17 protein-coding genes are annotated in these 23,569 nt (G+C 56.1%); 13 read left to right on the top strand and 4 right to left on the bottom strand.

All coding sequences use genetic code 11. The features are described 5' to 3' along the window. Position 1 precedes the first annotated feature (1 nt). From MHN28_RS21250 to MHN28_RS21205, 10 genes are all read left to right on the top strand, one after another. Entirely contained in the window at positions 2–1,420 is a 1,419-nt protein-coding gene (locus MHN28_RS21250; RefSeq protein WP_239344618.1) for a gamma-aminobutyraldehyde dehydrogenase, read from the top strand. Beyond that, entirely contained in the window at positions 1,420–2,160 is a 741-nt protein-coding gene (locus tag MHN28_RS21245; RefSeq protein WP_239344616.1) for an SDR family NAD(P)-dependent oxidoreductase, read from the top strand. Before MHN28_RS21250 ends, MHN28_RS21245 begins: the two co-directional genes overlap by 1 nt. Beyond that, positions 2,160–3,086: a 3-hydroxyacyl-CoA dehydrogenase NAD-binding domain-containing protein gene (locus MHN28_RS21240; protein ID WP_239344615.1), complete on the top strand. Its 927-nt coding sequence runs from the start codon at positions 2,160–2,162 to the stop codon at positions 3,084–3,086. Before MHN28_RS21245 ends, MHN28_RS21240 begins: the two co-directional genes overlap by 1 nt. A 161-nt stretch (positions 3,087–3,247) precedes the next feature. Then, a complete protein-coding gene (locus MHN28_RS21235) occupies positions 3,248–4,864 on the top strand; it encodes a GMC family oxidoreductase (protein ID WP_239344613.1) in 1,617 nt (538 codons plus the stop codon). Positions 4,865–5,074: 210 nt separating this feature from the next. Further along, positions 5,075–6,055 carry a biotin synthase BioB gene (bioB, locus tag MHN28_RS21230; RefSeq protein ID WP_239344611.1) on the top strand — a complete coding sequence of 327 codons (981 nt, stop codon included), beginning with the start codon at positions 5,075–5,077 and terminating at the stop codon, positions 6,053–6,055. Further along, positions 6,052–7,185, top strand: coding sequence for an 8-amino-7-oxononanoate synthase (locus tag MHN28_RS21225; RefSeq protein ID WP_239344609.1), 1,134 nt, complete (start codon positions 6,052–6,054; stop codon positions 7,183–7,185). The genes bioB and MHN28_RS21225 overlap by 4 nt, the downstream gene beginning before the upstream one ends. Then, positions 7,182–7,802, top strand: a complete 621-nt coding sequence (gene bioD / locus MHN28_RS21220; protein ID WP_239344607.1) for a dethiobiotin synthase — start codon at positions 7,182–7,184, stop codon at positions 7,800–7,802. The genes MHN28_RS21225 and bioD overlap by 4 nt, the downstream gene beginning before the upstream one ends. After that, complete coding sequence (bioA, locus tag MHN28_RS21215; protein WP_239344605.1) at positions 7,799–9,085, top strand: adenosylmethionine--8-amino-7-oxononanoate transaminase; 1,287 nt, start codon at positions 7,799–7,801, stop codon at positions 9,083–9,085. The genes bioD and bioA overlap by 4 nt, the downstream gene beginning before the upstream one ends. Continuing rightward, positions 9,082–9,702 (top strand): pimeloyl-ACP methyl esterase BioG family protein, encoded by a 621-nt coding sequence (locus MHN28_RS21210; RefSeq protein ID WP_239344603.1) that lies wholly within the window; start codon positions 9,082–9,084, stop codon positions 9,700–9,702. The genes bioA and MHN28_RS21210 overlap by 4 nt, the downstream gene beginning before the upstream one ends. Then, positions 9,699–10,457 carry a methyltransferase domain-containing protein gene (locus MHN28_RS21205; RefSeq protein ID WP_239344601.1) on the top strand — a complete coding sequence of 253 codons (759 nt, stop codon included), beginning with the start codon at positions 9,699–9,701 and terminating at the stop codon, positions 10,455–10,457. Before MHN28_RS21210 ends, MHN28_RS21205 begins: the two co-directional genes overlap by 4 nt. A gap of 51 nt (positions 10,458–10,508) precedes the next feature. On the opposite strand, the gene MHN28_RS21200 is transcribed toward MHN28_RS21205, so the two are convergent. After that, positions 10,509–13,604: a PA14 domain-containing protein gene (locus MHN28_RS21200; protein ID WP_239344599.1), complete on the bottom strand. Its 3,096-nt coding sequence runs from the start codon at positions 13,602–13,604 to the stop codon at positions 10,509–10,511. Positions 13,605–14,248: 644 nt separating this feature from the next. On the opposite strand from MHN28_RS21200, the gene MHN28_RS21195 reads away from it, so the two are divergent. Genes MHN28_RS21195 through MHN28_RS21185 form a run of 3 tightly spaced genes read left to right on the top strand, consistent with a single transcriptional unit; the run spans position 14,249 to position 19,373 of the window. After that, positions 14,249–15,955, top strand: coding sequence for an ABC transporter transmembrane domain-containing protein (locus MHN28_RS21195; protein WP_239344597.1), 1,707 nt, complete (start codon positions 14,249–14,251; stop codon positions 15,953–15,955). A 5-nt stretch (positions 15,956–15,960) separates the two neighbouring features. After that, a complete protein-coding gene (locus MHN28_RS21190; protein WP_239344710.1) occupies positions 15,961–18,045 on the top strand; it encodes an ABC transporter transmembrane domain-containing protein in 2,085 nt (694 codons plus the stop codon). Then, complete coding sequence (locus MHN28_RS21185) at positions 18,045–19,373, top strand: HlyD family type I secretion periplasmic adaptor subunit (protein ID WP_239344595.1); 1,329 nt, start codon at positions 18,045–18,047, stop codon at positions 19,371–19,373. Before MHN28_RS21190 ends, MHN28_RS21185 begins: the two co-directional genes overlap by 1 nt. 106 nt (positions 19,374–19,479) lie before the next feature. Here MHN28_RS21185 and MHN28_RS21180 read toward each other — a convergent pair whose 3' ends face one another. The 3 genes from MHN28_RS21180 to MHN28_RS25130 form a co-directional block, all read right to left on the bottom strand. Then, the gene (locus tag MHN28_RS21180; protein ID WP_239344708.1) at positions 19,480–21,336 is read right to left on the bottom strand and encodes an SLC13 family permease; all 1,857 of its coding nucleotides are present in this window, start codon (positions 21,334–21,336) and stop codon (positions 19,480–19,482) included. Positions 21,337–21,496: 160 nt separating this feature from the next. Further along, entirely contained in the window at positions 21,497–22,441 is a 945-nt protein-coding gene (locus MHN28_RS21175) for an amidohydrolase (RefSeq protein WP_239344593.1), read from the bottom strand. A 110-nt stretch (positions 22,442–22,551) separates the two neighbouring features. Further along, positions 22,552–22,872: a hypothetical protein gene (locus tag MHN28_RS25130; RefSeq protein WP_370645776.1), complete on the bottom strand. Its 321-nt coding sequence runs from the start codon at positions 22,870–22,872 to the stop codon at positions 22,552–22,554. Between the last annotated feature and the right edge of the window lie 697 nt (positions 22,873–23,569).

The following is a 23,569-nucleotide window of genomic DNA, read 5'->3' as shown; positions in this document are numbered from 1 at the left end:
CATGCAGACGAAGATGTTGATTAACGGCGAGTTGGTCGAAGGAAGCGGTGAGGCATTGCCGGTGCTGGACCCCGCGACCGGTGAGGAAGTTGCCCGAGTCCCTGAGGCATCCGTGGACCAGATCGAAGCCGCGACCCGCGCAGCGGAGGAAGCCTTTGAAAACTATCGCCTTACAACACCAGCTGAACGTGCAGGTCATCTTTTGGCAATTGCCGAGGTGATTGAAGAAAATATTGAAAAACTGGCGGAACTGGAAACTCTGGACGTTGGCAAGCCGTGGCCAATGGCCCGTGACGAGGAAATGCCACTGACCATCGACACTTTCCGGTTTATGGCCGGGGCGGCACGCACGATGGCCGGATCGGCGGCTGGCGAATTCGTGTCTGGTCACACCTCGATGATCCGCAAGGATCCGATCGGCCCGGTCGCTTCGATTGCGCCTTGGAACTATCCCTTGATGATGGCAGCCTGGAAGATCGCGGCCCCATTGGCCGCAGGATGCACCATCGTGCTGAAACCCTCCGAGATCACGCCGCTGGCTACGCTACGGCTGGCCGAACTTCTTGCGGATGTCCTGCCCAAAGGCGTTCTAAACGTGATCCATGGACGAGGGGCCTCAATCGGAGACAACCTGATCAACGCCCCAAGGATCGAAGGGATTTCAATCACCGGCTCTCCAGCAACCGGCATGGCGGCAATGCGGGCGGCCTCGAACCAGATCCGACATGTGCATCTGGAGCTCGGGGGCAAGGCACCGGTCATCGTGTTTGATGATGCTGACATTGAGGCTGTGGCTGAAACGATCCGGTACGGGTCTTTCTTCAATGCCGGTCAGGATTGCGCGCAGCCGTGCCGCGTAATGGTTCAGGATGGCGTTTATGACCGGCTCGTTGCAGCAGTCTCCGATCAGGTCAGCCAAATTCGGATCGGAGCGCCAAGGGCAGAAGGTACCGAGATGGGGCCTATCGTCTCTGCTGTTCAACGTGACCGAGTTGCCGGATTCGTAGATCGCGCCCGCAGCAGTGCGGAAATCGCTGTTGGCGGCAATTTGGGCGAAGGAGCCGGGTTCTTCTACCAGCCGACGGTTGTGGCGAACGTGGACAACGATGCGAAGATTGCCTGCGATGAGGTTTTCGGACCTGTTGTCACCCTGTCACGCTTTAGTGAGGCCGAAGACGCCCTGCGGATTGCCAACGCAGGGCGATATGGACTGGCATCGTCGGTCTGGACGAAAGACGTTTCGTTGGCGATGAAAATGACGTCTCAACTGCGTTATGGGATGACTTGGGTTAACACACATGGAGTGCCCGCCGCCGAAATGCCTTGGGCCGCTATGAAGGGCTCAGGCAATGGTTGCGATATGTCGGTTTACGCACTGGATGCCTACACTTCCGTGCGCCATGTGATGGTGGCTCACTGATGCGGCTGGCTGGGAAAAGAGCGCTGATCACCGGTGGCCGACAAGGCATTGGGCGCGGGATTGTCGAGGCGTTTCGGCGAGAAGGTGCAGCGGTGACGACTTGCGGCCGCGGACCCAGACCCGACGGTCTGACGGATGACATCATATGGTATCCGCTGGATGTCACGGACGCTGAGGCAGTTGAAGAACTGGCTGATGCGACCGGCGGAACGGACATCCTTGTCAATAACGCGGGTGTGCAGGTCGAAAAGACCGTGGCCGATAGCACGGACGCTGATTGGGAGGCGGTGATCGGCACCAATTGTCGTGGTGTGTTCAACCTTTGCCGCGCATTCATTCCGCGAATGCCCGAAGGCAGTTCGATCATCAACATCGGCTCTATTTCGGGGCGCGTCGCGGACCCTTCAATGGCGCTCTACAACGCGTCGAAATCGTTTGTGCACGGGCTGACCCGGTCGATAGCGGTCGATCATGGCCCGGATATCCGTTGCAACGCGATTTGCCCGGGCTGGATTGAAACAGGGATGCTGGATGCAGGGTTTGATCTCGCCTCGGACCCCGTGAAAGCACGTCAGGATGCCTTGGCCCGACATGCCATGCGCCGCTTCGGCAGGCCGGAGGACATTGCCAGCATGGCGGTCTGGCTGGCTTCGGATGAGGCCGGGTTTGCAACTGGCCAGTTATTTACAGTTGACGGCGGCATGACCGCAGCTTCACCTCTTAATCCGGGATTGTTTTGATGGACAGACAACACACAGCTTGCCTCGGCGGCGGGGTTATCGGTGCCAGCTGGGCCGCGTTGTTTCTTGCTTCGGGCCGTTCGGTTGCAATGTTTGATCCTGACCCCGATGTCGAAAAGAAGGTTTGCGCCTATATTAAAACCGCGTGGCCGGCATTGACAGAGCTGGGTCTTGCGGAACACGGAAACCCAGATGCGATCACCTTTCACCGGGACGCCGCCAGAGCGGTAGCCGACGCCGCGTTTGTACAAGAGAACGTGCCGGAACGACTGGAAATCAAACATGCGACCTTTGCTGAAATCGAGCCTGCACTTGCGCCGAATGTCATTGTCGCAAGCTCGGCCTCTGGTTTGACCCTTGGACAGATGCAGGCGGGCTGGAAGGACCCCGCCCGCTTTGTTCTGGGGCATCCGTTCAATCCGCCGCACCTGATCCCGCTTGTCGAAGTTCTTGGAAATGAAAATACGGCTGATGGCGTTGTTGAAGCTGCGCAGGGCTTCTATGAAAGTCTGGGCAAGACCACGATCCGCCTCAACAAAGAGGTGCCCGGTCACGTCGCGAACCGTCTGCAGGCTGCGATCTGGCGAGAGGCCATTCATCTGGTCACATCGGGTGTTGCGACCGTCGAAGACGTCGACAAGGCAGTCTGGGCAGGTCCGGGGCTCAGATGGGCAGCGATGGGGCCGACCATGTTGTTCAATCTCGGTGCTGGAGAGGGCGGGCTGCAAGCGTTTTGCGATCATTTTTCACAGACCTTCAACGGCTGGTGGGAGGATCTGGGCGATGTTTACCTGTCGAAAGATGTCACCCGGCAACTGGTCGAAGGCGTTGAAGCCGAGGCACAAGGCCGCCCACCCTCCGAACTCTCGCAACACCGCGATGCCCTGATCGTTGCGCTGCAAAAGTCGATTTCGGATTTGCGCTGAAGCAAACGCACGCACAGTGTCCGCGACAGACGATTGAGGCCATTGGCTAACGGAGTTTTAAGGCCTGCGATCATATGTCGGGTGCCGCGCTGTGGAAACTGGCGCAATTGTCGGTAAACTCTCTGAAAATTGCGGCTGAGCCGGTCTGATTGAGAGTGACTATGAGCGATACGACCCGCCTTGATGGCGACTATGACTACATCATCGTGGGTGCCGGCACTGCAGGATGCGTTCTGGCGAACCGTCTGAGCGAAAACCCTAAAACACGTGTCCTGTTGTTGGAGGCCGGCAAGTCCGACAATTACCATTGGGTGCATATCCCCGTTGGTTATCTTCATTGCATCGGCAATCCGCGCACCGACTGGATGATGAAGACCGCGCCCGAGCCCGGATTGAACGGCCGATCTTTGGTCTATCCGCGCGGCAAGGTTCTGGGCGGCTGCACTTCGGTCAATGGAATGATCTACATGCGCGGGCAGGCGGCGGATTATGATCATTGGCGGCAAATGGGGAACACTGGTTGGGGCTGGGACGATGTTCTGCCCTATTTCTTCAAGTCCGAAGATCACCACGGCGGAGACAGTGAGTACCATCGCAGTGGTGGCGAATGGAAAGTGCAGAAACAAAAGCTGAGCTGGGACATCCTAAAAGCAGTGCAAGAGGGTGCCAAAGAATTTGGTGTTCACCCGCGTGATGATTTCAATGAAGGCAATAATGAAGGCTCTGGGTTTTTCGAGGTCAACCAGAGCAATGGCGTCAGGTGGAATACAGCAAAGGGTTTTTTGAGGCCCGTGATGAAACGCCCAAATCTCAGGGTCGTGACGGAAGCCACGACGGACCAACTGATCCTGGATGGAAAGGCTGTTCGGGGAATCCGGTTTCGCCACAAAGGTCGGGTCGTTGATGCCATCGCTCAAAAAGAGGTTCTATTGGCTGCCGGGTCCATCAATTCTCCGAAGATTCTGGAGCTATCTGGCATAGGTCGCGGCGATGTGCTGACCGGTTTCGGCATTGAGGTGCAGCATGAAAGCGCAGGGGTTGGTGAAAATCTGCAGGACCATCTGCAGATCAGAACTGTGTTCAAAGTCAGCAACGCCAGAACATTGAACACGCTGGCAAACTCTTTGTTCGGCAAAGCCCGGATCGCTCTGCAATATGCACTAAGGCAGTCGGGGCCCATGTCTATGGCCCCAAGTCAGTTCGGGATGTTCACCAAATCTGACCCTGCGCTCGCGACACCGGATCTGGAGTACCACATACAGCCTCTGTCTACGGACAAGCTGGGCGATCCTTTGCATCCCTTTCCGGCCATTACCGTTTCGGTATGCAATCTTCGACCAGAGAGCATTGGTAGCAGCCATGTCAGCTCTCGTGATCTCGATCAGCAACCCGATATTAGGCTCAATTACCTGTCCGCGCCGCGGGACAGGGCTGTTGCGGTGGAGTCTGTTCGCCAAGCCCGCCAGATCATGTCCGCAACAGCGCTGTCGCGATACGAGCCACAAGAAATCCTGCCTGGGCCTTCAATCAGAGAAAACTCCGACTTGGTTAAGGCGGTCGGGGATATTGCCACGACGATTTTCCATCCGGTGGGGACTTGCAAGATGGGAATGGATGACCGGGCGGTGGTTGACCCTCAGCTGAGGGTTCGCGGTTTGACCGGGCTGCGCATTGTGGATGCGTCGATCATGCCGAAAATCGTATCGGGTAACACGGCCTCGCCAGTGATTATGATTGCCGAGAAAGCCGCAGATCTCATTAAATCCGAAAATCGCTAAACGAATGCCGCGACGGCTCACGCGCTAGAATGCGCTGATCTTGGGACATGCGTGTGATGTGTCTACCTGCTGCGGCAGCGCGTTTTTAGGGCTTCCAAATAGGTGCGAGGATCCGCCTGTTAGGTGCGGGCGGTAAATTCCAGTTGTGATTCTCTTCTTTATCTATAAAAGATCAGCCAATCATGATGTCTTTTGAAAAGTATCGATAAAATGAAAAACACCGCCACGCTATGGTCCCGTGAGGCTGCGCAAGCACTGTATGACCTTCCACTGATGGATTTGTTGTTTCGCGCCCAGACGGTGCATCGCGAAAACTTTGATCCAAACCAGATCCAGACATCCAAGCTGCTATCAATCAAAACTGGCGGATGTGCCGAGGATTGTGCCTATTGCTCGCAGTCGGCCCGTAACGGATCGAAACTCTCTGCCTCCAAACTGATCGAAGTGGAACGTGTTCTAAGCCAGGCCCGCCAAGCCCGTGACGGTGGTGCAACACGCTTTTGCATGGGTGCTGCTTGGCGCGAACCTAAAGATCGGGACATGGATGCGCTTGTAGCCATGGTTGAAGGTGTGCGCGACATGGGCATGGAGACCTGCATGACGCTGGGCATGCTGGACGACAACCAGGTGATCCGCCTGCGCGATGCCGGACTCGACTACTACAATCACAACATCGATACGTCCGAACGGTATTACTCCGAAGTGATCACGACGCGTACCTTTGCAGACCGGATCGACACGATGAACCGGGTGCAGGAAGCAGGGATCAAAGTGTGTTCGGGCGGTATCCTGGGAATGGGCGAAGAGGTTCAGGACCGGGTCGATATGCTGGTGACGCTGGCCAATATGAACCCCGCTCCGGATTCTGTGCCGATCAACATGCTGATGCCGCAGGAAGACACGCCTTTAGCAGATGCCAAGCCGATTGATCCGATTGATTTCGTTCGCGTGATCGCAGTGGCCCGTATCATGATGCCGAAATCCTACGTGCGCCTGTCCGCAGGCCGTAGCGAAATGAGTGATGAGCTGCAGGCTATGTGTTTCTTTGCCGGCGCGAACTCGATGTTCGTCGGCGAAACTCTTCTGACTGCAGAGAACCCGGAAGAAGACACTGACGCTGTGCTATTTGCCAAACTTGGGTTGCAGGCCGAAGCACCGGCTGAAAAATCCTGCCTGGATGCTGCTGAATGAAGGCGTTGAGTCGTTTGCACTCAATGCTCGAAGTGCTGGACACCCGACATCGCCGCCGGGTGTTGGCACCCCGGAGCGGATTGGACTTCGCGTCCAATGATTATCTGGGGCTGGCTCAGTCGAGGCTGTTGCATGATACCGCCCAAAAAGCGTTAGACCAGGGCGTGCCGTTGGGATCTGGCGGATCCAGGCTGCTGCGCGGGAATCACCCGGAACATGAAGCCCTTGAAGAAGAGGCCGCCGCGTTTTTCGGTGCCGAAGCCGCCTTGTTCATGGGCGGAGGGTTTCAGGCAAACCAGGCGATTTTTTCGACGCTTCCGGCGGCCGAAGATCTGATCCTTTACGATGCTCTGGTGCATGCAAGCGCGCATGAAGGTATGCGCATAGGGCGCGCCCAGACCCGTGCCTTTGTCCATAATGATCCGACCGATGCGCGGCGCGCCATCGCCGACTGGCAGGCAGGTGGTGGAACTGGCCAAATCTGGATTGCAGTGGAAAGCATCTACTCGATGGAGGGTGAAATCGCGCCCTTGAAAGAGCTTTCCAAACTGGCCCGCGAGCATGGTGCGATTTTGGTTGTGGACGAAGCGCACGCGACCGGCGTGTTCGGCTCGAATGGGCAGGGTTTGGCTCATGGGTTGGATGCTGATCTGTTGACCCTGCATACATGCGGTAAGGGGTTGGGAGTTTCAGGCGGTTTGATCTGTGGCCCACGGGTAATGATCGACACCCTGATCAATCGCGCGCGGCCGTTCATCTTTGCAACTGCCCCGTCGCCTTTCAATGCCGCTCTTGTGCGTGCCGTTTTGCAGCACCTGCAATCGGACAACGCTGCGACCCGCGCTGCGACCGCCCGTATCGGGCACGCTCATGCGGTTGCTCAGCAACACGGTGTCCCTGAAGAGGCGCTTAACAGCCAGATTATTCCAGTCATTCTGGGTGACGAAGCCAGGTCAATGGAAATGGCCGCAACGTTACAGGCCAAGGGGTTCGACGTTCGTGGTATCCGGCCCCCGACGGTGCCACGTGGCACGTCGCGATTGCGGGTGTCGATCACCGGCAATGTCGACGAGGATGACATCACCGCGCTGTTCGAAACACTAGCGCATCAACAGGCGGAGGCTGCATGAGTACCGTAGTCATTACAGGAACCGACACAGGTGTGGGTAAAACAGTTTTTGCCGCTGGTCTGACGGCGGCGCTGGGCGCATGCTATTGGAAGCCCGTGCAATCCGGGCTTGAGGACGCAACTGACACAGAAACCGTTGAAACTCTGTCCGGTGCCAAGGTCCTGCCCGAGGCCTATCGGCTGAATATGCCAGCCTCGCCGCATTTGTCGGCGGAAGAGATGGGCCTTGAAATTGAACTGGACCGGCTTGTGTTGCCACAGGTCACCGGGCCTTTGGTTGTGGAAGGCGCTGGCGGCGTTATGGTGCCGTTGAACCGTAAAAGCTTCTTCCTTGATGTGATCGCACTGTGGAACGCGCCCGTTGTTCTGGTGGCGCGCACAGAGCTTGGGACGATCAACCACACCAGCCTGTCTCTGATGGCCCTGCGGAGTGCGGGATGCAATGTTGTCGGAGTGGCGTTCGTCGGAGACGCCGAACCTGATGTGGAACAGACAATTTCCGAGATGTGCAAGGTCGCGCACCTGGGGCGTTTACCGCATCTCAATCCCCTGTCTCGCGAGTCCCTGTCCGATGCTTTTGGGGCCATTGACGTCGAATTGATCCGGAGTGCCCTGTGAACTCGCTGGATTTTGATGCCCGCCATCTGTGGCACCCCTATACAAACGTGCTGGACCCCGGCCCGATGCATTTGATCACCGACGCCGAGGGTGTCTGGTTGACCCGCGAGGACGGGACCCGGATGATCGACGCGATGTCGTCGTGGTGGTGTGCGGCACACGGACATCGTAACCCTGCCATTACCAACGCAATGCAGGCGCAGCTGCAGCGGATGCCACATGTGATGTTCGGCGGCCTGACGCACCAGCCCGCTATTGACCTTGGCCGCAAGCTGGTTGAGTTGCTGCCGACAGGGCTGGACCGCATTTTCTACAGTGACAGCGGGTCGGTTGCGATTGAAGTGGCATTGAAGATGGCCGTTCAGTACCAGATGGCCCTTGGGAACACTGGCCGTACTCAATTCGCCACGATCCGCGGCGGTTATCACGGTGACACCTGGAAGGCGATGAGTGTCTGCGATCCCGTGAACGGGATGCATGGTTTGTTCAGCGGAGCCTTGTCGATCCAGCATTTCCTACCGTGCCCGCCGATCTCGTTCGATCAGGAATGGACGGATGATACAACCCTGAATGGGCTGGACGCTTTGGAAGAGCTTCTGGAAACCAAATCCGATCAAATCGCAGCGCTGATCCTTGAACCCGTCGTTCAGGGTGCGGGCGGCATGTACTTTTATCACCCCAAATGGTTGCAGCGGGCGCAAAAGATGTGCAAAGCGCACGATGTGCTTGTGATTTTCGACGAAATCGCAACCGGGTTTGGTCGGACCGGAGAGCTGTTTGCGATGCACCATGCCGCTGTGGTGCCGGACATCGTGTGTCTGGGCAAAGCGCTGACGGGGGGGCACATAACGCTGGCTGCAACAATCACCAGCGAAAACGTCGCGCGCAGAATTGGCGAAAGCGAAGCAGGTGTTTTGATGCACGGGCCGACCTATATGGCCAATCCGCTGGCTTGCGCTGCGGCCATAGCCAGTCTGGGCCAGTTGTCGGCCAGAGATTGGCGTACCGAGGTGCACGCAATTGCCGACCAGATGAAGCATGAGCTCGCCCCGGCGCGTGGATTGCCCGGCGTTGCCGATGTCCGCGTGCTGGGTGCAATCGGGGTCATCGAAATGGAGCAGTGGGTTGATCCTTCGATCGCGCATGCTCTGGCACCCGACACCGGAGTCTGGCTGCGTCCGTTTGCGCGCAACATCTACTGTATGCCGCCTTACATCATCACGCCGGAAGAGCTGAGCCGGGTGACGTCCGCAATGGTCTCACTGGTTCGGAGCATGTCATGAAACAGCGCTGGTTGTCGCGATCTGGCACGGATGACCTGATCTTGGTCTTTGCAGGGTGGGCTCTTGGTGCTGCCCCGTTTACCGGCCTCAGCGGGGGCGGAGATGTTCTGCTGGTCGATGACTATACCCGGCTTGACGAACCGCTTGATGACCTCACGCAATATGACCGTGTCAACCTGATCGCCTTTTCATTTGGTGTGGCGTCCGCCGCCCATTGGTTGACCCAATCTGGTTTCCGACCCTATCGGCTGATTGCCGTCAGCGGGACTCTGTGTCCGGCAGATGCTGAGCGCGGCATCGCGCCAGAAATGATCCGTGCCACGGCTGATCAATTGACCGAAAACAGCTTTACCAAGTTTTGCCGCCGCGCCGGGATGGAGGGGCCGGTCCCTGCGATTGACGTTGACGCAGCGCGGGCTGAACTTCACGCCGTGATCGAACGCGGCGATGCCCCGGAAATGGCATTTGACCGGGTATGGATTCCTCAGCGCGATCGGGTCATCCCAACACACGCACAGGAAGTCGCCTGGACATCCCAGCAGTCCGCAATCCGTAGTATCTCTGCCCCGCATATCCCGTTTCGCAGTGGTCAAAGCTGGGAGGAGTGGATCGCATGAACGCCCAATTAGCCGAACGCGTTCAACGCAGTTTTAGCCGCAGTTTTCGCAGCTATCATGACTCTGCAAGCCAGCAATCCCAAATCGCGAACCACCTGGTGCATGAGATGCGCACCGGCGGCGCCCCGCAACATTTTGCGTTTGGGTTGGAGTTTGGCTGTGGCACCGGCCATCTGACGCAAAGGCTTTGCGAGACGTTTGAGTTTCGGTCGCTGATGATCAATGACCTTTCGCCCGAAGCCGAGCAGACTGCCTATGCCGTTGGTGCTGATTTTCTGTGCGGTGATGCCGAAACACTTAACTGGCCAGGCCAGCCAAACCTCATCGCGTCCGCGTCTATGATCCAATGGTTGCGTGACCCTGCCGCATTTCTGCGAAAGGCGGCCACTGCACTTACGCCCGGGGGGTGGTTGGCGGTTTCCGGCTTTGGACCGGAACAGTATCGCGAGCTGGTGAAAGTTGGATCAACGGCCAAAGCACCGGGTCTTTGCCGATCCGAAGATCTGGCTGCCGCGGTGCGGGATGAGCTAGAGATCATAAGCACTGGCGATACCATTCGGGAAATGCACTTCGCCTCACCCAGAAAAGTCCTTGAGCATCTGCGGAGAACAGGGGTGAACGGGCGTGCACAAAAAGGCTGGACAAAGACCAGTCTAAATCAATTTACTGACCAGTACGTCAGGTACTTCGGTAGCGAAACTGGCGTTTCGCTGACATATCAACCGACGTGGATTGTTGCCCGAAAACGCGACTGAAGGCGTGGCCAAGGTAGGTTGAGTGCGAAAGATGGGCTTCTTGAGGTAGGGTCACCAGTCGATACGTTCGTAGGCTTCTGTCTCAATGCACGAAATCTCGGACCCTGGATTGGTCAAGACCGCCTCGGCCATAACATCTGCATCCTCATTTTCGCTTTGCAGATGATCCATGTTCCATGGCGTGTGCGTTTCTGGCCCTGTGGTTGCCGAGAGTGTCTCGGCCAAGTCTCGGCTAATATCAGGCGTACCGTGGTCGGTCTGTCCGACCTCCAGAACAAACGGGCTTTCAGAGGTCACTTGCGCGCCGTTGAAGCCGGTGTCCGTTACGATGATCTCTCCCTCAATCAATCCTTCAAAGCCTGGGGGCGGAGAAATCTCGAGAAAATCAAGGGACCAGCCGGATAAATCGGTTGGCCCGCCATCCGCCATCACCGCATCCTCGCCGCTGATAAACAACGTGCCTGCCGGGAACCCGTCCAGCGATACGACAGCCTGATCACCAGCGTTATCCAGTTCAAGCCCAACTTCGAAAGTGCCGTTTTCACCGATTGTGGTTCCGGGATCGGGTTGCAGAAGCTCGCGCCCGTTGGAGTCCGGACCGTCCCATTCCAGTTTAAGCCCTGCGTGGCCGTAATTCTCGAAGTATCGGACCTCGATGTCATAGCAGCCGGGCTCCAGGTCGATTTGACCCGATCGCGTTCGGAATCCATGCAACCCATCATTATCGATGATTTCTACGCCGTTGATGAAAACTGCGACGCCATCGTCGCCACCGGCAAAAAACGTGTAGGACCCGCCTTCTTCTATTGTGATTCTACCCTCAAGTTTTGCACCGAAGGTGTCTTTTGATCCGCCTTCCCAAAACGAGTCTGCGCTGTTTTTGTAATTGATTTCAGGCACGAATTCCTGATGCGTCGGCGTTCCGTTCCAGTTTAGGTCATCCAGTTTTGACAGCCTGTTGTCGGCATCGAAATAGCTGGCATGGAAGCCGCCCACCATCTTGGCGTCAATCGCGCTCAGAGCCGCCTCATTCACTTCGAAAGCCAGTTTCTGCACAGCGTCATGGCTGCTGTTTTCGCCCGTGGGCGTGGAATGGCGCAACGATGCCTCAACCGTACCGGAATAGTCCGAAGGTGGCGTGATGGTCAGCATTTCGCCGCGCCACCCCGCAAGCTCAATGCTACCTTCCGTGTCTGCCGCATAAGTAACGCCGCCAGTGTCGACAATCGTTCCTTCCGGTAAATCGCCCAGCTCAAATCTGGTTTCGTCTGTCGGTTTGAGCGCCCCCAAGTCGACCTCAAACGCCAACGGCATTCCAGCGACGGTCTGGGCCGCGGATGAATCCGGGGCTGTCACAAGCTCGCGCCCGTCCAAACCGGGACCTTCCCACTCAAGTTTTAACCCGGCCCGACCATAGTTTTCAAAGTACCGGATTTCAATCGAATGAGTGCCCGGCTCCAGTTCAATTTTACCCGAGCGGGTCCGAAACCCGTGCACCCCGTCATTTTCAACGACCGGCTCGCCGTTTATGACCAGTATCGCGCCGTCGTCGGCACCCAAAAAGAATGTGAAGGTTCCACCTTCCTCAACTTCGACATTCCCAGTGATCTGCACTCCAAACGTGTCTTTTGAGCCCCCTTCCCAAAAGGACTCATGGCCGTTTGAGAAATTGACGTCGGACGTTACCTCCTGATGGGCTGACTCTGCGTTCCAATCGATGTCATCGAGCTTGGACAGGCGATGATCAACCTCGAAAAACTTGGCATGAAACCCAGAAGAAAACGTGATCTCATCCATGTCCTCGACTTTGACGGTGAAGCTCTCAGTCTGGCTTAGTCCACCCTCGTCAACCACAGTTACGTCAACTGTGATCGATGAGGCACCCTCGAAATCCAGCGCGACCCCCGGTTTCAGGCGCAGTTGGTTGTCGACGACCACAAACCGATCATCTGACACTTCGAACCGGTGCGAGTCACTCAGATCCGGTTCATCGAAGCTGATCTGCCCGACAACGGCACCTTCAACGTTTTCGGCCACAGTCTGTTCGGCAGCGGTCAGTGTGATATTGTCGACCAGTGCTCCGTAGGTGTCGTTCTCGCCATCGGCTTCCCGCAGTTCCAGCGTATCCTGACCTGTTCCTACGACCTTGAGCTGGAACGTTTCCCAATCGGCAGATTGCGGGTCCAACTCTGCAATCAGATTGCCGTTCCAATAGACTTCGACCGTATCGGTCCCACCGGCAAGACGTTCGCGGAGGTCAACGCTCAGGTCGTAAAGCTGACCGTCTTCTGTATTGATGATCTGAGAGATGCTGTCGATGCCCCGGTCGTGGTCCATCTCAAGCAGTTGGTCCCCATCGGACGCTTTTGTACCGCCCAATTGGTCCCAGATTTCCATACCATTGGTATCTTTCCAGGATCCGGTTTTGTCGGCGTCAAAGCCCTTCCATTTTCCTTTTTCGAGGTCGAACTCTTCGAAACTTCCATTTCTTACGAGGTTGTCAGCGTCGTACTGCATCGCGAGCCGTGATGGTCCCTCGTTCACATCCTGAACGTTCACAGTAAAGCGCTCGGACAGGCTGGCACCTTCGGCGTCGGTGACCGTGACGTCGACGTCGATCTGCGCAGCGTCTTCGTGGTTCAGCGCGATGCCCGGCTTGAGTTTCAACTTGCCGTCGACAACTTCAAACCGGTCGTCGGAAATGTCGAACTTGTGGGTGTCCGATGCATCGGGGTCGGCAATTGTGATGTTGCCGATTATGGCCCCTTGGGCGTTCTCGGCCACGGAAGCGCTGTCCAGCGAGATTGCCTCGGGCGTTTCGTTCACATCCTGAACGTCCACGGTAACTCGCTCGGACAGGCTGGCACCCTTGGCGTCAGTGACCGTGACATCGACCTCGATCTGCGCAGCGTCTTCGTGGATCAGCGCGATGCCGGGCTTGAGCTTCAGCTGGCTGTCGACGAATTCAAATCGGTCGCCGGAAATGTCAAATCTGTGCGTGTCTGATGCATCTGGGTCGACAATTGTGATGTTGCCGATCACGCCCCCCCGGGCGTTCTCAGCAACGGTCGCGCTGTCCAGCGAGATGTCTTGTGGGGCGTGATTTTCGTTCTGCTCAGGGAATGGCGCCTCGAGTGTTGGTTCCATATCACCCACATTTGGCGTATTTGAAAACTCCGCAGGCCTGCTTGCCGGGGTCATTTCGACTTGCAAAGTCGGATTGCGCGGCTCGTTCGGGACGATGAAATGCTCGCTAGGAACGCTGCCGTCATACGTTTTCTGGGCATCAGCTTCGGAATTTGATGCCTCCGTGTTGATCGGGGTGGCGATCGGAGCGGGGGAGTGGGTCTCAGGTTCTGCTCGTGTTTCCCCTCTTTGCGGGTGGTCTTGCGCGCTAGGTTTGTTGTGGTCCTCCGGGGCACCATCGTTTCGAACTTGGACCTCAAGCTTGCCGGAAAACTGTTGGCCTGTGTGCAGGGTGCTGCGCGTGGGATCGTCGTTTGCTCCGGGTGCACTGCGCGATGCGTGAGAGACGATTTCCTGCCTCTCGTCCAAATCGGCCTTGGCAGACCGAGCGTGGTAACTAAGGCTGTCTTCCAATCTACCCATAATGCCAAACCCCGAAATGCGTGCTGATTCAACCTTTTGGGTAGCATGCCGTCGGCCAATGAGGTCAAACTAAGTGCCTAAATTTTAAAGGAAATTATTGCCAGTCCGCCATATCCGAGTTTACTAATTCTAAATAGGAACCAGTCACTCCTGCCCAAAACATCAGTTGCGTGAAGGGCGATATGGAACCGCGTGAATTTGTTGGCCGCATCTCGGCACCGCAATTTTACATCCCGCTTTGGATTGCGTCGCTGTCTTTGAACATCCTGTCTCTGTTGATGCCAATTTCCATCTTGCTCATCTTCGATCGCATCATCCCATTTCAGTCGACAGAGACCCTGCGGGTTCTGACTGTGGCGTTATTGATCGGAGCCGGGATTGAATTTCTGCTAAGACAAAGCCGGTCCATCCTTTTGACAACCGCCGCCGAGGGTGCTGCGATTTCGAATTACCGCCATTTCATGACCAAAGTCCTCGGCGCGAATACCCTGGCCTTTTCACGGGAGCCTGCCAGCACATTCGCCGAGCGTTACGCGGCAATCGGTCAGCTCAGAGACTATCATTCCGGCCAGGGGCAGGCGCTGTCGATTGACCTGCCATTTACAGTTCTGTTTGCGGTTATGATCGGATTGATTGGCGGGTGGCTTTTTCTAGTGCCGGTGGGTTCGTTCTGCGTAGTGGCCGTCTTTGCGGGCGTCATGAAACGCGCGCAATGGGCCTTGTTCAGGCATCGCAAAGCCCTGGATACGCGCCGCTATGCCTTTCTGTCCGAGATTTTGTCCAGCATGTCCACGGTCAAGGCAAACCGGATGGAGCCGCAAATGGCCCGCCGATTTGAGATGCTGGAGGATCAGACCGTCAGCCTCAGTAAGACGTTGATCCAGTTCTCGGGGTTTTCGCAAAGCTTTGGCGCGATTTTTTCCCAGATGACAGTGGCGGCGATGGGGTTGCTTGGGGCATACCTCGTGATTTCCAATCAAATCGGCATCGCGGAATTGGCAGCCTGTATGCTGTTAAATGGCCGAATTGTCCAACCTCTGACCAAGCTTATGGCGCTGTGGGTTCAATCGGAAAACACAGCCATTTCAAAGGCGCGATTAGAGGAAATGGAAAAAATCGAAACCAGTCAAAGCGCGGATTCCCCTACCAGCTCTTTGGTTGGGAAGATTGACGTTTCGGAGCTATCCATGAGTAGGCTGAGTGGTGAAGGTAAAACCTTTTCTCCGATAACTTTCCGAGCGGGTCATGGCAGCGCTGTTTTGATTGAGGCAACTGACAGCTGGATGATTGATGCCTTGTTTGATGCGCTGATGGGTCAACGAACGCCTGAGAAGGGCGAGGTGCTGATCGATGACCTGTCGGCATCGCAACAAGTTGGACGACGGGGACAGGACGCACTGGTCGCGCTTGAATCCAAGCCCGCGATCCTCTCTGGAACAATACTCGATAACATCAGCGCCTTCGGCGATGCGGCGATGGCAGCGCGGGCCAAGAAAGTTGCTTTGGCACTTGGGTTGGAAAAAAGAATTCACCGACTACCCATGGGCTATGCCACCCGGCTCAATACCGGGACAGGATTTGAATCGGACCCCGTGAACCGGCAGTTGATCGCGCTGACGCGAGCTTTGGCATTGCGCCCGCGGGTGCTTTTGATGAACGAGCCGACAGCTGTTCTGGATATGCCTGAACGTCAGGCTTTGGCCGACTATCTAAAATCTTTGTCGCCGCGACCTACGATGATATTGGCCAGTCCCGATCCACGGATGAAGCAGTTCTCAGATCAGTCTGTCCGGTTAACCCTACCCGAGTCCGAAGACTTGGCGGCATGGTCTGTGGATGCAGGCCTTGAGATCGCGACGGCAGAGGCTTTGAGCAGAGGTGCCGCGTGACTGTGATGAACGCTCAGACCGTCGGCCGGCTATTGTATCAGCTACTGTTGGCGGGTGGCTGGAGAAACAATCAGGACAGGCTGCTGGAGGCCTTTCCGCATATGTCCGAAAAGCTTCGGCCGGCAGACCTTTTTGAGACGTTAGACAATCTCAAACTCCCCTACACGCAGATCAGATGCCGTGAACGCGATATCACGGCACAAGAGTGCCCCGCGTTGATCGTACCAGAGAATGGCGCGTGCTATCTGGCGCTGAACCGCGACGGTGGTGACTTGCAAATCAGCGACGATCAAAATCCGGATCTGAGGCACCTAAAACCCGGTCGCCATTGGTGCACAGTCATCCGCATCGACCCATCTACGCAACAACAGGTTGCAAAGCGATTCACATCCGTGCGCTCGGCATTCGGAGAGCTGGGGCCGATGATGCCCTGGTTGGTGGCCGCATCGTTGCTGTCCAACATCCTAGGGCTGATGGTGCCCTTGCTGATTATGGGAATCTACGAGCGGGTGATCCCATCGGGCTCTGTTGATTTGTTGATTTCTCTGACCATCGGCGTTGTCATCATTGGCGTGTCCGATCTGTGCTTCCGTCATGCACGCACCAGGGCTTTGGCCTATGCGGGCTGGCGCGCGGAACGCCAGTTGATGATCGCGTTGTTTCGCAAGCTTATGTCGCTGCCCATCAGCCAGATCCAAAAGTCAGATGTTGATCAGCAGCTTTCGCGTTTCCGTCAGTTTGAATCCCTGCGAGATGTGTTCACCGGGCAGGTTATGACGACTCTGTTGGACTTGCCGTTTGTGTTGATATTCTTCTCGGTTCTCGTCTATCTTGCGCCGCAGGTCGGGTTGCTGACACTCGGGTTGGCCACTTTTTTGATCGCGGTTGGGTTAATCACCATTCCACGCCAAAAAAGGCTGGATCAGGAAGCCGCAGAAGCAGCTGCAGCAAGCCAGTCCGCGATGCTGGATACGATACGTCATCAGCGGGCCATTGCCAATCTCGGTATGCAAAATCAATGGCTGAAACGCTGCATGCCTATGGCGGAAAACGCTGAATCAAGCACACGCCGTGCGCGTCAGTTTCAGGCACTATCGCAGTCCCTAGCACAGTCGGTCTCAGCGCTGGCCACGATGGGCGCCATCATTTTGTGTGCTCATGGTGCATTGATCGGAGAAGTCAGCTTTGGCGGCTTGATTGCCTCCATCGCGCTGGTGTCCAAAATTCTGGCCCCGATCCAGTCGCTCTACACCAACTTTCCGCAGATACTGTCCTTCCGAAGTAGTCGAAATCAGGCTGACCGCGTTCTGGGCCTCAATGAAGAGATGGAGGTGGGGCTGGAGCAAACGCACCAAAAGACCCTAAGTGGGGCCATCGCGTTTTCTTCTGTCACGTTCCGACCTGATCCATTGAACGCACCTGTCTTGTCCCAAGCCAGTTTTAACTGCGAACCGGGCGAAGTAGTTTTGGTCATGGGCAGCGACGCCGCCGGTCGCACAGCAGTGTTGGATTTGATCGACGGCAGTTACACCCCTCTGGCCGGAACGATCGAGCATGATGGCGTCGACATTCGCCAGATCGCCAAAGACGAGCGACGCAAGTCCATCACTTACGCGACCTATGACCTTTCCTTGTTCTACGGAACGATTGCTCAGAACTTCAGGTTGGCTTCGCCGTCGGTTTCTGACGCCGAAATCAAGGCTGCGCTGAGTGCAATGGATTTGTTGGATGATCAAGACCTATTGCCCGACGGTATCGGCACTCGGTTGACGGATCGCGATCTGGCGCGCCTGCCTGCGGAAACCTTGAAGTCCGTGGTGCTTGCACGCTGCATGGCCCGCCAATCCTCGATTTACCTGTTCTCAGAACCCACCAACAGCCTTTCGGATCATCGCCGACACAGTTTCAGGGACTGGGTTCAATCGCAGCAAGGGCGACGCACTGTGGTCATCGCTACGGCGGATCAATCTTTTGTGCAGCTTGCCGACCGCTTCATTTTTTTGAATGGCGACCGGGTCGTCGTGAACGGGACAGGTGACGCTGGGCGAAGGAAGCTTCAGGCCGTTTTGAAAACGCTGGGGAGGGGATAGTGAGATACAACTTCAATGAAAGCCGCACCGCTGGCCCGATGGAACGCGCTGGTTGGAAACGTCGGATGAAACGGCCTCGGTTCGCCGCATTCCTCTCTATGGCAACGTTTATCATGATTGGGAGCCTTATCCTCTTGGCCGGGCAAACCGCTGTGCCCCAGATCACTCGAGCCCCCGGGACGATCCTGCCCGTCGGAGAGTATCCGCAAATCGAAACGATGCAGGGCGGCATCGTTCGTGCAGTCCACGTTCGCGACGGTCAGTATGTCGAGGCCGGAGACCTGCTGGTCGAGCTGCATCACCCGGACCTGACAATGGAACGGGACGTGATGACAGGACAGCTTGCAGCAGTGCAACGTGACTTGGCCACTGCATCTGTTGTGCTTGAAATGTTAGATCGCGGCAGCTTGCCTGGCGTTTCGGATATAGATGACCTCAAGGATAAAGGCCTGATCGTCGCCGCTGCGCGGTTGGAACTTTATGCTGAGAGTCAACGCATTCAAGACGCTACGATCACGCAACAGCAGGGAACGCTCGGCATCCTGGAACAGGCAGCGCAGTTTGCCCAGGATCGCGTTCAGAAAAAGGAAGAGATCCTGGAAAGGTTCGCGCAGCTACGCGCACAAGGATTGAAGTCCCTGAGTGATTTCCTTGAGGAAGAGGATGAAGTTGACGCCGTACGTGCCGCCGCTTCGGATGCCCGTGTGCGCCTTGCTGAGGCTCAAAGCGCATTGATGTTGGCCAAAGCGGCCAAGGCTGAGGAGACTTTGACGTTGCGGGACGAAATGCTGACCCGAATGACCGAGCTGGAACAAAAACGGTCGGAGCTGGATGTATCTCTGCACTCCGTCATCACGAAACTGGCGGCACTTAACATTGCTGCCCCGGCGCGTGGGATCGTGCAGGCGGTCACCTATCCTAACCCCGGAGAAGTTATCGCACCCGGGGAAGTGATTTTTGAGATTTTGCCGACCCGCCAAGCCTTGGTCGTTGAAGCACGCATTGCAAACTCCGAGGTCGGTCATGTTGACGCTGATCATCCGGTTTCGGTCAGCATTGATACATATGATGCGCGGCGGTTCGGAAAGGTCGAAGGGCGTTTGCAATACATCTACCCCGTGCCTTTGACTGATGAAAGAACCGGAGAAACCTATTTCCGTGCGTCGTTCGCATTGGCCGATGCCAAGGTGGGTGCTGGACCCCGGGAACGCCCCCTTCAGGCCGGGATGACCGTTGTCGCGGAAATGACCACGGGAGAACAGACGCTGTTGGCGTATCTGTTAAAGCCAGTGCAGCTGACAATGGAACGAGCGTTCAGCGAACGGTAGTTGGTGCCGTCAGTCACGCGGAAATTGACGTTGCAAACAGCGGCAAGCCCGCGTCTGGTGAGCCACCGCTAGGAGCTATGACCCACCAAGCGAAAAAGAGGCGACCTCAGTACAACACGTTGAGCATGATCAGGGAAACAACCAGAAATAGGATCGTCATGACCCCGCCCGAACGAACGAAATCCATGACCTTGTACCCAGCGGGACCCATGATAAGCGCGTTTACCTGATGGGTTGGAATGATGAAGCTGTTCGACGTTGATATTGCGACTGTCAGTGCAAAAACAGCCGGGTTTCCGCCTGCTGCCACTGCAATTGATACGGCCAATGGCACAAGTAACACGGTGGCCCCGACATTGGACATCACAAGCGAAAACGCAGTGGCCAGAATTGCAACACCGGCTTGAAGCGACCAGATCGGCCAGCCGTCGAGAATTATCATGATCTGTTGGGCGATCCACGCGGCCGTGCCGGTGTTTTGCACGGCCTGGCCCAAGGGAATAAGGCACGCGAGCAAAAAGACGGTGTTCCAGCCAACTGCACGATAAGCTTCATCTACGCTCAGCACTCGCGTCAGCATCATTCCGGCGGCCCCGGTCAAAAGGCATAGCGACAGGCGCACATCGGTGAACAGTATCAGAGACAAGGAAATGGCAAAGAAAGCCAAGGCCCAGCCGACTTTCTGCGGTCTCAACTCATCCTGAGGAAAGTCCGTTGTGACAACAACAAAATCCGGGTCCCGCTTGATCCGCATGAGGTTGTCCCACCTCGTATGCGCAACAAGCATGTCGCCGGCCTGGAACTTCTCAAGTCCGATTTGAGTGGATTCATGTGTTTCGGTCTCAACGTGACTAAGCGTCTCTTCCCCGCGATGGATGGCAAGCAGAGACATGCCGTAAGTCTTGCGGAACAGCAGTTCGCGCGGACATTTGCCAATCAGTTTGCTGTCGGGCGTTACGACAACTTCGGCAATACCGGCGTTGGTCGGTGCAAACTCTTCAACGAAGATGTCCAGATCTGGCAGGACCGTCAGCCCGAATTTTTGCGCAAACTCCTCAACCACCCAGCGGCGACCGATGATTGCAAGCCTGCATGGCGCTGCAATTTCCGCCGTCAAAACCTGAACCATCGAGGTCTTGCCGCGATAGAATGTCGAAATAATGTACAGATGGTTTTCGTGGTTGATGTCAGCCAGAATTTGTCCCACCAACGGGCTCTCCGCTGGCACGATGACCTCAAAAACATCCGCTTTTAACCCGTAGACGCGTTGCAGATATTCTTGTGTGCCTTGTCCGGTTCCGGTGTTGTCAGAGCCCGCATCGCCCGGCAGCACCCAGCGACCCAGCACCAGGAAGTAAATGATACCGGTCAGGATCAGGGCAATACCGATCGGAGTGACCGAGAACAGGCCAAACTGCTCTATTTTTTGACCGTCCGGCAAGCCCCTGTTCGCGGTCTGGATCAGATCATTCAGCAAAATGAGCGGGGACGAGCCAACCATCGTCATCGTGCCGCCCAGAATGGCGCAGAAACCCATGGGCATCAGCAGCCGGGAAAGCGGGATGCCGGATCTGGACGATATTCTACTGACGACTGGAAGGAACAATGCGGCTGCCCCGACATTCTGCATGAACGATGAAATGACACCGACGGTGCCCGAGACGATAGGCACCACTCGGTTCTCGGACGTACCACCGTATTTCAGAATGACGGCTGCGACCCTGTTCATAATGCCTGTCTTGTCCAAGCCAGCGCCGACGATCATCACTGCGATTATCGAAATCACCGCATTGGACGCAAAACCATCAAACAGGTGCGGAACATTAGCGAGGTTTTCGAGGCCGGGCGCATAGCTGAGAAGGCCAATGACGACCAAAACAATTATGGCAGACAGGTCAATTCTGACGATTTCGGATACAAAGAGGAAAACGGTGAAAGCCAGAAGGGCGCAAACGACGCCCATCTCAAAATTAAAGGCCACCTGTTCCACAAACGTCACCGGGAATTTGTTCTTACGTAAAATGTACAATTAGACCATCGACGCAGGATTGTCATGATGTTTCAAATTTAGCGGCAAGAAAGAAACAAAATTACATTTCCGGATCCGGCTCGTAGAATGGCCGTCATTCCACGTGGCACGAGTGCTCAGAAACTGAAGTCACGTGTCGTCGCAAGACTCGGCATCGAAACCCAACATTAGCCAAAACGGCAGAAACGCTCGGCGGTCTTGTAGAACACATCTGACTGTTGTTCCCGGAAACGAGTTTCCGGTATCTGGACATGAACTCACCGAAGGTGGACCTGAGGCTGTCGACTGGAAAATTGGATCCGAACAAGCAGCGCTCAGCGCCAAATTGCGTCAGACATGTTTCCACGATCGGCTTTACGCTTTGTGCGGTCCAATCATGGTCGAACATGCCGAGACCAGAAAGTTTGCAATAGACGCACGGCAAGCTGGACAGCGATTTCAAAGCGGCTCCCCACTGATCCAACCCATTTTGGGAACGATCATGGGGTGACCCGGCGTGGCACAAAGCGACTTGTGTCTTCGGTGCTTGTTCCAAGACCGAGGCCGTCTGCTCCATCAGTTCGGGCAGCAACTGGAGATCAAAAGACAGACCGCGCTCGCCCAGTTGTTGCAGGCCCGTCAGAAATTTTGGGTTCGCGAGTAATGTGTTGGTGCCTGTCTCAGCATCTTCGCCCGGGGACCGACCGACAATCTGCCGTACGCCCCGCACTGACGGCAAGGTTAGCAGCCGATCCAACTGGTGTGTCAGGTCGTCCGAGGTGAGGTCACAAAATGCAACTTGCGCCAACGGCCAGTCCCCATTTTGATCGGCAATGGCTTGCACCCATTGCGCTTCGGCCCACGCGTCAGCAGCACCCACTTGAATGTGGACCGATGCGGAAAAGCCATGGGGTTCGGAATCCCTGCGAAACTCGGGCAGCAGGAAATCGCGCCGAATTGGTTTTGGGTCGCCAAAGAAACACTTGGCACCCTTTTCCATAAGCCATGAGTAATGCACGGCGTTCAGATCCCACAGGTGGTGATGCGCATCGAATTTCATGACGTTTCGATTCCTGTTGTGCGCGTCAGAATGTCGACACCTTGCCGTTTCCAGAAGTGGAGAAGGTCAATGAAAACCCGGTTCTCTGCCAGCTTGTCACCAGCCCAACGCTAGATATCGATGACGCGAAACTCGCCGGCAGACCCAGTTGCGGGCATCCCCATAAAAACGCCGGCTGGAACGGTTGAGAAGTTTAGCCATTCAAAAAAATCCGCCGAAATGGCCTTCGGCCAGGCGACAGATATGGTTTGTTTTGACCTTTCCGAGAAGGCGGCCCTGAAAGGCCCTGAATGCTGCTGCGCATAACGTTCGATCGTGTAGGTCGCGCCAATACTTTCCGGCCCCCACCAGATTATGTCGTCGTTCCATGTTCTCGCCAGTTCTTCGGTCAGAGAAAGACCGCTGTCCCACTGTCCCAGGTCCGAATTCATCGCGTTGATGGCAGCGAGGGTGCGCTGTCCTTCTTCCTGACGCGTCCTGTGTCAGAATACCGTCGTGGGTCAAAGGTCCGGGCTGGACGAGGTGAGCGGCTGTCTGCGGCGGGAAGGGGTTCTGGCCTGCCTGCGCCATTAGATGGGGGATGTCGAAGAACATGGCTGTTTCGGTTATCTTTCCATCAGACACATTGTTGAATTCGCAATGCCGAAGAAAAGCGAGTTTTCCTGTTGGTCGTAGGCCCTGCCAGGGTTGGTCAAACAGGCCCATCAGTTGCCCCATTGAAACCACCCAAATGCCACCGTCGTTTTTCAACGAGTTCTGTCCGGCAAAAAAAAGATGCCCTGACGACGCTGAAGGCGTTTCAAGGGCTGCCAGAACTCGCGCGCCACCTGTTTGCCACCGGTGATTTCATTAAACGGGTGAAAGCCGCGCCACAGCAGGTCTTCGGCGCAGAATTGCTCAATTGCCGTCGGGAATTCTGCGCTGGCCGTGCTTGTAAGTGCCTCGTAGAACGAAGTGATCAGGTTTTTTGATTTTTGAAAACCCAGAGAATTACTCTGGTTGGTGTTGTCACGTTAACCCGCGGTTCACACAGAGATCCTAGTTTTCGGATTTCAAGCGGCTCGAGTGGCAGCATTCCAGGCGTCAAATGCCTCGAGGCGGTGATATCGGATTGTTAGGGCTGAGCGA

This window comes from Ruegeria sp. Ofav3-42, assembly GCF_022347725.1.
Lineage (GTDB): Bacteria > Pseudomonadota > Alphaproteobacteria > Rhodobacterales > Rhodobacteraceae > Ruegeria.
This window is presented reverse-complemented; position numbering and strand designations above follow the sequence as displayed.

Bases quoted from the DNA above. Each gene is read 5' to 3' on its own strand.
- MHN28_RS21250 (WP_239344618.1), top strand. From the start codon at position 2: ATGCAGACGAAGATGTTGATTAACGGCGAGTTGGTCGAAGGAAGCGGT.
- bioD (WP_239344607.1), top strand. From the start codon at position 7,182: ATGAGTACCGTAGTCATTACAGGAACCGACACAGGTGTGGGTAAAACA.
- MHN28_RS21235 (WP_239344613.1), top strand. From the start codon at position 3,248: ATGAGCGATACGACCCGCCTTGATGGCGACTATGACTACATCATCGTG.
- MHN28_RS21180 (WP_239344708.1), bottom strand. From the start codon at position 21,336: ATGGGCGTCGTTTGCGCCCTTCTGGCTTTCACCGTTTTCCTCTTTGTA.
- bioB (WP_239344611.1), top strand. From the start codon at position 5,075: ATGAAAAACACCGCCACGCTATGGTCCCGTGAGGCTGCGCAAGCACTG.
- MHN28_RS21210 (WP_239344603.1), top strand. From the start codon at position 9,082: ATGAAACAGCGCTGGTTGTCGCGATCTGGCACGGATGACCTGATCTTG.
- MHN28_RS21240 (WP_239344615.1), top strand. From the start codon at position 2,160: ATGGACAGACAACACACAGCTTGCCTCGGCGGCGGGGTTATCGGTGCC.
- MHN28_RS21190 (WP_239344710.1), top strand. From the start codon at position 15,961: ATGAACGCTCAGACCGTCGGCCGGCTATTGTATCAGCTACTGTTGGCG.
- MHN28_RS21205 (WP_239344601.1), top strand. From the start codon at position 9,699: ATGAACGCCCAATTAGCCGAACGCGTTCAACGCAGTTTTAGCCGCAGT.
- MHN28_RS21195 (WP_239344597.1), top strand. From the start codon at position 14,249: ATGGAACCGCGTGAATTTGTTGGCCGCATCTCGGCACCGCAATTTTAC.
- MHN28_RS21175 (WP_239344593.1), bottom strand. From the start codon at position 22,441: ATGAAATTCGATGCGCATCACCACCTGTGGGATCTGAACGCCGTGCAT.
- MHN28_RS21200 (WP_239344599.1), bottom strand. From the start codon at position 13,604: ATGGAACCAACACTCGAGGCGCCATTCCCTGAGCAGAACGAAAATCAC.
- MHN28_RS25130 (WP_370645776.1), bottom strand. From the start codon at position 22,872: ATGAATTCGGACCTGGGACAGTGGGACAGCGGTCTTTCTCTGACCGAA.
- MHN28_RS21245 (WP_239344616.1), top strand. From the start codon at position 1,420: ATGCGGCTGGCTGGGAAAAGAGCGCTGATCACCGGTGGCCGACAAGGC.
- MHN28_RS21225 (WP_239344609.1), top strand. From the start codon at position 6,052: ATGAAGGCGTTGAGTCGTTTGCACTCAATGCTCGAAGTGCTGGACACC.